The organism is Pseudonocardia ammonioxydans (assembly GCF_900115005.1).
Classification (GTDB): domain Bacteria; phylum Actinomycetota; class Actinomycetes; order Mycobacteriales; family Pseudonocardiaceae; genus Pseudonocardia; species Pseudonocardia ammonioxydans.
The window spans coordinates 1-9,238 of record NZ_FOUY01000092.1 but is presented as its reverse complement, the minus strand read 5'-3'; the positions used below and the strand labels follow the sequence as shown (position 1 = coordinate 9,238).

8 protein-coding genes are annotated in these 9,238 nt (G+C 68.1%); 4 read left to right on the top strand and 4 right to left on the bottom strand.

The annotated features are described in order from the left end of the window. The 3 genes from BM093_RS33470 to BM093_RS33460 form a co-directional block, all read right to left on the bottom strand. Window positions 1-230: transposase (locus BM093_RS33470; protein ID WP_177238872.1), on the bottom strand; the 230-nt coding region annotated here is incomplete at its 3' end. 183 nt (window positions 231-413) lie between these two features. Then, window positions 414-1,730 (bottom strand): Na+/H+ antiporter NhaA, encoded by a 1,317-nt coding sequence (gene nhaA / locus BM093_RS33465; RefSeq protein ID WP_093357135.1) that lies wholly within the window; start codon window positions 1,728-1,730, stop codon window positions 414-416. Between the two features lie 341 nt (window positions 1,731-2,071). Beyond that, window positions 2,072-4,042: a BCCT family transporter gene (locus tag BM093_RS33460; protein WP_245773980.1), complete on the bottom strand. Its 1,971-nt coding sequence runs from the start codon at window positions 4,040-4,042 to the stop codon at window positions 2,072-2,074. A 111-nt stretch (window positions 4,043-4,153) separates the two neighbouring features. Here BM093_RS33460 and BM093_RS33455 point away from each other — a divergent pair, with 111 nt between their 5' ends. From BM093_RS33455 to BM093_RS33440, 4 genes are all read left to right on the top strand, one after another. After that, window positions 4,154-4,477, top strand: coding sequence for a DUF3040 domain-containing protein (locus BM093_RS33455; protein ID WP_177238871.1), 324 nt, complete (start codon window positions 4,154-4,156; stop codon window positions 4,475-4,477). Window positions 4,478-4,613: 136 nt separating this feature from the next. Next, window positions 4,614-5,573 carry an alpha/beta fold hydrolase gene (locus BM093_RS33450; protein ID WP_093357126.1) on the top strand — a complete coding sequence of 320 codons (960 nt, stop codon included), beginning with the start codon at window positions 4,614-4,616 and terminating at the stop codon, window positions 5,571-5,573. Next, complete coding sequence (locus BM093_RS33445; RefSeq protein ID WP_093357124.1) at window positions 5,570-6,799, top strand: cytochrome P450 family protein; 1,230 nt, start codon at window positions 5,570-5,572, stop codon at window positions 6,797-6,799. The genes BM093_RS33450 and BM093_RS33445 overlap by 4 nt, the downstream gene beginning before the upstream one ends. A 134-nt stretch (window positions 6,800-6,933) precedes the next feature. Then, window positions 6,934-8,787 (top strand): BCCT family transporter, encoded by a 1,854-nt coding sequence (locus BM093_RS33440; protein ID WP_218163054.1) that lies wholly within the window; start codon window positions 6,934-6,936, stop codon window positions 8,785-8,787. Between the two features lie 208 nt (window positions 8,788-8,995). On the opposite strand, the gene BM093_RS33435 is transcribed toward BM093_RS33440, so the two are convergent. Beyond that, the coding region (locus BM093_RS33435) for a transposase (RefSeq protein ID WP_177238870.1) at window positions 8,996-9,238 on the bottom strand (243 nt) is incomplete at its 5' end.

The window sequence follows — 9,238 nt, the reverse complement described above, 5'->3', positions numbered from 1 at the left end:
TCGATCGTGCCCGCTCGGGTGTCCCACTCCCGGGCCCGGTAGCCGTTGCGCTGGTTCGTCCGCTCGCTGCTGCGCTCGCCATAGCCGGCCCCGCACTGCTGATCGGCCTGCGACGACATCAACGCGTTCGCCATCGTCGCGATCATCGTCTGCAACAGATCCGGCGACACACCCGCCGAGGCGAGCTCCTCGACAAGCTGGGCAGGGTCCACACTGTGTGGTGCGGCCATCGTGGTGGTCCTTCCTGGAGTTCCTTGGTCGGTACTCGAGAAAGATCACGCGGTGGCCGTCTCACGTCACGACGCCACGCCGCTCACCAGCGACGAACCCGTACACCACCTCCGCGGACGTAACCCGATCTTCTGCTGGCTTGCTCAGCGACGCACAGTTGCGGCCGTCATGGCGTTCAGGCGTCAGTTGCGTCCATGTGCTTCGCCTCGCCTTCGATGTGCGCCGGGCACGCCTCCATGGCTGTGCTCGAACTCCTCCTCGGCACAGAGCCGTCGATAGTGCCGGTTTCGGATGCGCAGTACGCCCGTTGCGGTGAGCGCCGACAGCAGCGAGCCGAACAGCACCCCGATCTTCACATGGTCGTCGCGATCGCTGCCGGCACCGAATGCGAGTTCCCCGATCAGCAACGAGACGGTGAACCCGATCCCGGCCAACAACGCCGCCCCTAGCACATCCCACCAGCTCAGCTCGGCAGCGAGAGCTGCGCGAGTGACACGCTGGACGAGCCACGTGGCAGTGAGGACACCGAGAGCCTTGCCCACGACGAGACCGACCATGATGCCGACGGTGACCGGATCGGCAATCTGAGCCGCGATCCCCTCACCGCCAACGACGGTGACCCCGGCGGCGAAGAAGGCGAACACCGGGACCGCCATACCGGCCGAGAGTGGGCGGAACCGGTGTTCGAAGTGCTCGGCCAACCCCGGGCCGGGCCCGTCCCCGCGGCGCAGGACGGGGACGGCGAACCCGAGCAGTACGCCGGCCACGGTGGCGTGCACCCCGGATTCGTGGACCAAGACCCACGTCAGCAACGCCAGCGGTAGTAGAACCCACCAGGACCGCACCCGACGCTGGACAAGCAGTGCGAACAGTCCGAGCGGCAGCAGAGCCAGCAGAAGGGGGGCCGGGCTCAGGGAGTCGGTGTAGAAGATGGCGATGATGGTGATGGCCAGTAGGTCGTCAACCACGGCTAGGGTCAGCAGGAACGTGCGCAGCGCGGCCGGAAGGTGGGTGCTGATCACTGCGAGGACGGCGAGGGCGAAGGCGATGTCGGTGGCGGTCGGGATGGCCCACCCCGAGAGAGCCCCGCCTCCCGCCCGGGCTGCGAATGCCACGTACAGCAATGCCGGCGCGATCATCCCGCCGACCGCGGCCGCGATCGGCAGAACCGCACGTCGCGGATCACGCAGGTCCCCGGCGACAAACTCGCGCTTGAGTTCCAATCCGACGACGAAGAAGAAGATCGCCAGCAACCCATCGGCCGCCCACTGGGCGAGCGTCAGATCCAGGTGAAGGGCGGCGGGCCCGATCCGGAACTCGGTCAACGCGGTATAGACCTCACCCCACGGCGAGTTGGCCCAGAGCAGCGCGAGCGCGGCGGCGGTCACGAGCAAGACACCGCCGACGGCCTCAGTACGCAGGATCTCAGCGATGCGTGAGAGCGGGCTCCGCGATCCACGGCCGAGCAGGGTCAGGAAACGAAAAGACGATGTGCCCACAGGGCCCCTTCGGACGACGATGACAGCAACGCCGACCAGACTTCCCGGCACACCAGAAGCGACAGTACGGAATCACCCATGTCGATGCACGCGGGACGCGACCCACGACGGCCTCGCGGCCCGCGGAACGACCGACCATGCGACGGTTCATGTCACACCACTGCGAGCGTGGCCTACGCGGAAGTGTCGGGCATGGCCACCCGGGCCATAGTCTTCCTCGTCCTTCTCCAGCCGGAGGGAGCGGTGCGCAGCGGCCGATCGTCATCGCGCGCGAGACGTGCCCGACTTACCACGGCGGGGCTCAGCCCCGGCTGCGGACCAACATGGGGAACGTCTCCACGTCATGAGTCATCTCGGGCCCGCTCCGGCAGCTGCGTGGACGAGCCTTCGTGACCATCCGTGTCCGGTCGCCACGCCGAGACCTCGGCGACTTCGGTCTCCGACATCAGCGGATGGTCGGGGTCATGCACGGCCTGGGCGTTACCACTTTCGGTCGTGGCGCCGGCCCCGTGCTCGGCAGTATCGGGCACGGATGCGTGCCGGGGCCCCGAGCGCATACTGACCAGCGGGGAGGGCTCCGCCGGGAGGGCGACGACAAACCGTTCGCTACGCAGCGCCCGGCTCAGGCCAATCGCCATGAGGATGAGCACGATGCACAGCGGCAGGCCGGCCACGATCGAGGCGGTCTGCAGCGCCGACAGCGCGTCCTCCCCGGAAGCGGCACCCGCGCCGAGCAGCACCGCGGCGATGACACCCTCCAGCACGGCCCAGAACAGGCGTTGCTGCCACTTCGGGTGCGGGTCGCCACCGTTGGTGAGGATATCGACGACCAGCGATCCGGAGTCCGAAGACGTGGCAAAGAACAGCACCACCACGACGATCGCCAGCACCGAGGCCAGCACTGCCAGAAACTGCGGTACCGGTAGTCCGTCGATCAGCACGAAGATCGAGGTCTCGGCGTCGGCGGTGGCCAGCGGGTGCGCAGGGTCGGCGAGCAGGGATTCCAGAGCGCTGTCACCGAAGATCGTCAGCCAGACCATGGACGCCCCGACCGGGGCGAACAGGGCGCCGCCGATGAACTGGCGGATGGTGCGTCCGTAGGAGATTCGGGCCAGGAACATGCCGACGAACGGCGACCAGGAGATCCACCAGCCCCAGTAGAACAGGGTCCAGCTGTTCTGCCAGGTCTGGGCGTCCTCGTTGCCGGGGAAGGTCTCGAAGCTGAGCCCTGGCAACTGCTGCAGGTAGGTGCCGACGTTGGCGGCCGTGGCGTTGAGCAGATCGCGGGTCGGACCGAAGAAGAACACGAACAGCATCAGCGCGAACGCCAGCCACAGGTTCAGCAGCGACAGGTTCCGGATGCCCTTGTCGATGCCCAGCATCACCGACACGACCGCCACGGCGGTGATCGCCAGGATCAGCAGGACCTGCAGGCCCGTGGTGTTCTCGATCCCGAAGAGCGCTTCCAGCCCGGCGCCGACCTGCTGACCGCCGATGCCCAGCGAGGTCGCCAGCCCGAACAGTGTGCCGAACACCGCCAGCACGTCGACCAGGTAGCCCGGCCAGGAGTTGATCCGGTTCCCGATCAGCGGATACAAGGCTGCGGCCGGGCGCAGCGGCAGGCCCTTGCGGAACGCGAAGTAGCCCAGCGACAGCCCGAGCACGATGTAGATCGCCCACGGGTGCAGACCCCAGTGGTAGAAGGTGTAGAGCATCGCGTTCTCGGCGGCCTGCGGGGTGCCACCCTCGCCGACCGGGGGCTCCAGGAAGTGCGTGACCGGCTCGGACACCGCGTAGAACACCAGGCCGATGCCCATCCCGGCGGTGAACAGCATCGCGAACCAGGAGATCGTCCGGTACTCCGGCGTCGAGTCCGACGGGCCGAGCCGCACCCGTCCGTAGCGCGAACACATCAACACGATCACGAACACGACGAACACGCTCGCGGAGAAGATGTAGAGCCACTCGAAGTTCGTCGTGATCACCGAGTTGACCGCGGTGGCCGCGGTACCGAGGGAACCCGGCGAGATCACCCCCCACAACACGAACCCGACCGCGAGTACCGCCGAGCTCACGAACACCGGGGGGCTGGTGTGCTCCCTCAGGTAGCGGCTGATCACAAGATCCTCCTGTGCCTGACCCGTATCGATCTCAACCAGTGAAATGCCCGTATTACGTCGGGCGGATCCTAAGCTCGTCACACGGTCTGTGGCGGACGGCATCCGGCAGGCACCGCACACGGAGCCCTCCCGGTCCGCGAGCTGCTTGGCACTGACCTGCGACTTTGTCTCTCCTGGCAGCTCGTCAGCCACGAGTAACGATCCAGGAACGACTTGGGCGAGGTCGGGAATGGCCCGGTGGAAGATGAGTGCCTTCCATACGCAGCTCACGCTTGTCGTGACAGTCCGGAGGGAGCGAGACCCGTGTCCGAGGATCGTCAGGTGCGTCCCCTCGATGAGCGTGAACGTCGTATACTGGACGAAATCGCGCGTGTGACCCGTCGGGACGACCCCGACCTCCACCGGCTGATGGACGGCACCGAAGGGATCGTCCACCCACCGGCCCGCTGCACCGGCACACGGGTGCCCTGGCGAGTCGTCCTCGCAGTGATGCTGCTGGCGGTGCTCTACGCCGCGGTGCTCGTGCTCCTCCCGACGAACCTCGCGGTAGCGGTCGTGATCGGCGTGCAGCTGGTGCTCGTCCCGATCGGCTGCCTGCTCTGGGGCCGCCGCCACGGCGAACTCTGACAGCGCCGCGGTCCCCGGCCGGGCCCCTTGGGGGTAAACACTTTCCCCCGGCAACACGTGGGCGTACGGTCATTTCCGGTGTGCCGGGAAGCCTGGTCGGCGTAGTTCAACGTTTCTACGTCCGGAAGGAAACTCGGTGGACATCTACCGGTCGGAAGCAGGACGCGCAGCGCTGGGCACCTGGTGTGCCGACGAGCTGGACCGGCGTCTGCCCTCGGCAGACCGACGGCTCGTGGACTCCCCGCTCGGCCCGACCCACCTGACGACGGCCGGGCCCGGCCCGCAGGAGCTGGTGTTGTTGCCCGGGACGAACATGAACGCTGCTACCTCGATCCCGGTGATCCGAGCTCTGGCAGGCCGCTTCCGCGTCACCGTGCCCGACCTGCCAGGGCAACCCGGGTTGAGTACCGGGGAGCGCCCACGTGCCGATCTCGTCGGCGTCTACCGGGACTGGCTCGACCACGTTCTCGCGACCGTCAGCGACGGACCGGTGCTTCTGGTGGGCGAATCACGCGGCACCGCGGTGGCGTTGTGCGCGACCCCGCGCTCACAGGTCGCCGGCCTGGTCCTGGCCGCCCCGGCCGGGCTCACCGACGCCCGCCTCTCCCCGGGGATGCTGTGGGCGTCACTACCCTGGCTGGCCCAGCCGACTCCGGCCAGGTCGGCGCGGATGCTCGCGGTGATGTATGGCGACGGCGTCGTCGCCGACCACGACCACCTGGTCGAGTGGATGACCCTGGCGGCCCTGCACACCCGGAGCAGTCTGGCGCCACCGCCACTGCCGGACCCCGTCATCACCCGGTGGCGGACGACGCCCTGCCAGGTCCTGGTCGGCGAGCACGACCGGTTCTTCACCCCGCGGCGAGTACAGCCGCCGGCGGCGGGCCTGCTGCACGCTTCCACGACCATCATCCCCCGTGGCGGCCACCTGCTGTCGCACACGAACCCGCACGCCATCGCCGACGCAGCAGCCTGGGTGCTCGACGCCGTGCAGGCGCCAGGCCGCCATGACAGCCCGGTCGCCGAGCGATGCGCTCGACGGCCCGGTGACCGCGCCGCACGCGGCGCCCGACCAGAGGAGGAGCACCGGCCATGAGCATTCCCACCACACCGGTTCCCGAGGCCCCCTTCACCATCGGGACACCCGAATTCAGCGCCGACCCGCTCGGGCACTACGCGTGGCTGCGTGAGAACGCCCCACTCGCCCGGACCGAGCTCGTCTACGGACCGGTCTCCCAACCGATCTGGATCCTTTCCCGCTACCGCGACTGCCGCGCGATGCTCACCGATCCCCGGCTGCCCCGCTCACCTGCCGGCGGGGCGGCGATCGCCGCAGGCCTGCCCGAGCACCTACGGCTGCTGAGCACCGAGTCGCTGATCATGAAGGACGATCCGGAGCACAAGCGCCTGCGCACGCTCGTGTCCAAGCCCTTCACCCCCAGGATGACCGCTCAGCTCGGCGAGCGGGTCCGCGAACTCGCCAATGATCGACTCGACGCTCTGACCGATCGCGACGTCGTCGACCTGCGTCAGGACTTCGCCCTGCCCATCCCCTACACCGTCATCTCCGAGATGGTCGGGGTCGCCGAGGCCGACCGCCCACGGTTCCAGGACGGGGTGGCCGCCCTGCTGAGCGACCGCAGCGCCGAGGGCTGGGACGAGCAGGTCGGAGACCTGATCACGTTCACCCGGGACCTGGTCGCCCGCAAACGCTCCGCCCCGGGCGACGACATCCTCACGGGCCTGATCCAGGCCGAGCAGGATGGCGACCGTCTCACCGAGGACGAGGTCGTCGCCATGGTGTTCACGCTGGTCATCGCCGGCTACGAGACCACCTACAACCTGATCACCAACGCCGTCGTCACGCTGCTCGACCACCCCGACCAGATGACTCGCCTCCGACAGGCGCCCGACGACGAGGGCCTCTGGCGTTCCGCGATCGAGGAGATCGTGCGCTTCTGCGGACCGGTCGGCGGCACCAAACCGGCGACCGCCGCCGAGGACATCGACTGGGACGGCCGGACGATCCCGGCCGGTTCCACCGTCATGCCGCTGCTCGGTTCGGCGAACCGGGATCCGGAGGCCTTCGACGCACCCGACCGGTTCGACATCACCCGCAGCCCCAACCACCATCTCGGCTTCGGTTACGGCGCGCACTTCTGCCTCGGGGCGAACCTGGCCCGCCTCGAAGCCCGGATCGCCGTGCAGGCGCTACTGACCCGTTCACCCCGGCTCTCGCTGGCCGTCCCACGAGACGAACTCGTACTCGAGCCGATGCCGCTCTGGACCCGCTACCACGAGCTGCCTGTCCACCTCGACTGATTGCCCCCAGGAGCAGCGCAGGCAGCTCCCGACACCCGAACAGGTCGGGTGGTCACACATCGTTGTGAATCCGAGATGAGTGCGGCTCAGATGGCCGCGGCGGGCACCACAGGAGCCGCCGACACGAATCATTAGTGGACAGTTGGACAGCAATCGGACATTCTTGCGCGATTGCGCCGACGCCGTGCCGGCTACCGATCCCGCCAGTGGACGCCCGATGCGGCGTGCCCGTCGATCGGGGAGGAGTGATCGCGTTGCAGGATCTCGCGAACAGGATGGGGCTGCGGACGAACCCGCAGATCTTCTTCTGGTCGGCCGGGCTGATGCTGTTCTTCCTGGCCCTCCTACTGATCTTCCCAGGACCGATCGGCACCGTGTTCGCCGCCGGCAGGGAGTGGATCACCACGAACCTGGGCTGGTTCTTCGTGCTCGGCGTGACCGTCTGGCTGGCGTTCCTGGCCTGGGCGGCGCTCTCCCGCTATGGCAACCTCAGGCTCGGGGGCGACAACGACAGGCCGGAGTACTCGAACCTGTCCTGGTTCTCGATGCTCTTCGCCGGTGGTATCGGCACCGTCCTGATGTTCTGGGGCGTCGCCGAACCGATCTCGCACTTCAGCGAGCCGCCGTTCGACGGCGTCGCCCCGTACAGCGCGCAGGCCGCCGAGGACGCAATGTCCTTCGCGCTCTACCACCTGAGCCTGCACACCTGGGCGATCTTCACTCTGCCCGGCCTGGCGTTCGGCTTCTTCATCTACCGCTACAACCTGCCGCTGCGGGTCTCGTCGGTCTTCTACCCGCTACTCGGCGACCGCATCCACGGCCCCATCGGGAAGACCATCGACGTGGCCGCCGTACTCGGCACGATGTTCGGCCTCGCCGTGTCGCTGGGCCTGGGCACCTCCCAAATCAGCGCCGGCATCAGCGCGCTGACCGGGATGGCGGACTCGACCGCACTGCGCGTCGGCGTCGTCCTGCTGGTCGCGGTGATCGCGACGTTCTCCGTGGCGGCAGGTCTGGACAAGGGCATCAAGCGGCTGTCCAACCTCAACATCGGCATCGCCGTCGGGCTCATGCTGTTCGTCCTCTTCGCGGGCGGGCAGACGGTCTTCCTGCTGCGCTCGCTCGTCGAGAGCGTCGGCCTCTACGCCAGCAGCATCATCCCGCTGTCGTTCTGGAACGACTCGCTCGCCGCCTACACCGACCCGGGCGGCTGGGGCTGGCAGGCGAGCTGGACCGTCTTCTACTGGGCATGGACAGTCACGTGGGCGCCGTTCATGGGCGTGTTCCTCGCTCGCATCTCCCGCGGCCGCACCGTGCGCCAGTTCGTCGGCGGCGTGCTGCTCGCGCCGGCCGCGTTCACGGTCGTCTGGTTCGTGATCTTCGGCTGGTCGGCGATGGCCTCGGACGGCATCGACGGCCAGGGCGGCCCGATCTCCACCGCCGTGGCCGACAGTGGGGCTTCGCTGGCGATGTTCGCGTTCTTCGAACAGCTCCCACTCGCAACGCTGATCTCCGGTATCGCTGTCATCGTGGTCGTGCTGTTCCTGGTCACCTCCGCGGACTCGGCGTCGCTGGTGGTCGACATGCTCTGCTCCGGCACGGGCGAGATGAGCCCGCTGCGCCAGCGACTGTTCTGGGCGCTCTCGCTCGGCGGGCTCGCCGCCGCCCTGCTGCTGCTCGGCGGGGACGAAGCGATCAGCGCGCTCGAGGAGGTCATCACCGTGATCGGCCTGCCGATCTTCATCATGGTTTGCGGCATGCTCGCGGCACTGCGGGTCGGGTTCCGGCGTGAGGGCCCCCTGACCACCGTGGTCGTCTCCGGACGTCGGCCGGAACAGCCGGCGGAGGCTGGCGCGCCGCCCCGCGGGGCAGGGAACGGGACAGCCGCGCCGGATAACACCGCCGTCACGACAGCCGGACGGGACGTGCCGGGTCGACCGGAGCAGGACGTCGGTGCAAAGCGGGACAAGGCTCCGCCGGCCGACTGATGTCCGGAGCTGCCCGGAGCCCTACTCAGAGCCGCCGGTGGTCCTGCCGCATGCGGACGAGTGCCGGGACACCGTCGCCCTTTCCCGCCCGCCTGACATCACCAACCGACATCAGTACCTCGCGCCTGGCCCGGATTTCGCCGGACTGTCGGTCACGTCCGGCGGAGTGGTGTATGAGATCGACTCCGCGTGATCTTGGTTCGGGATTCTAGGCGGTTATTGCCTCGGTTGTCATGAGTGCCTCGCTGCCGGTCGGTGCGGCTTCGGTGGTGACGATGCGGATGCGTGAGCGGGCCAGTAGATCGAGGCCCATGTAGCGGCGGTTCTCGGTCCACTCATCACTCTGTTCGGCCAGGACGGCGCCGACGAGGCGGATCAGGGAGTCGCGGCCGGGGAAGATCCCGACCACGTCGGTGCGACGGCGGATCTCCTTGTTCAGCCGCTCTTGAGG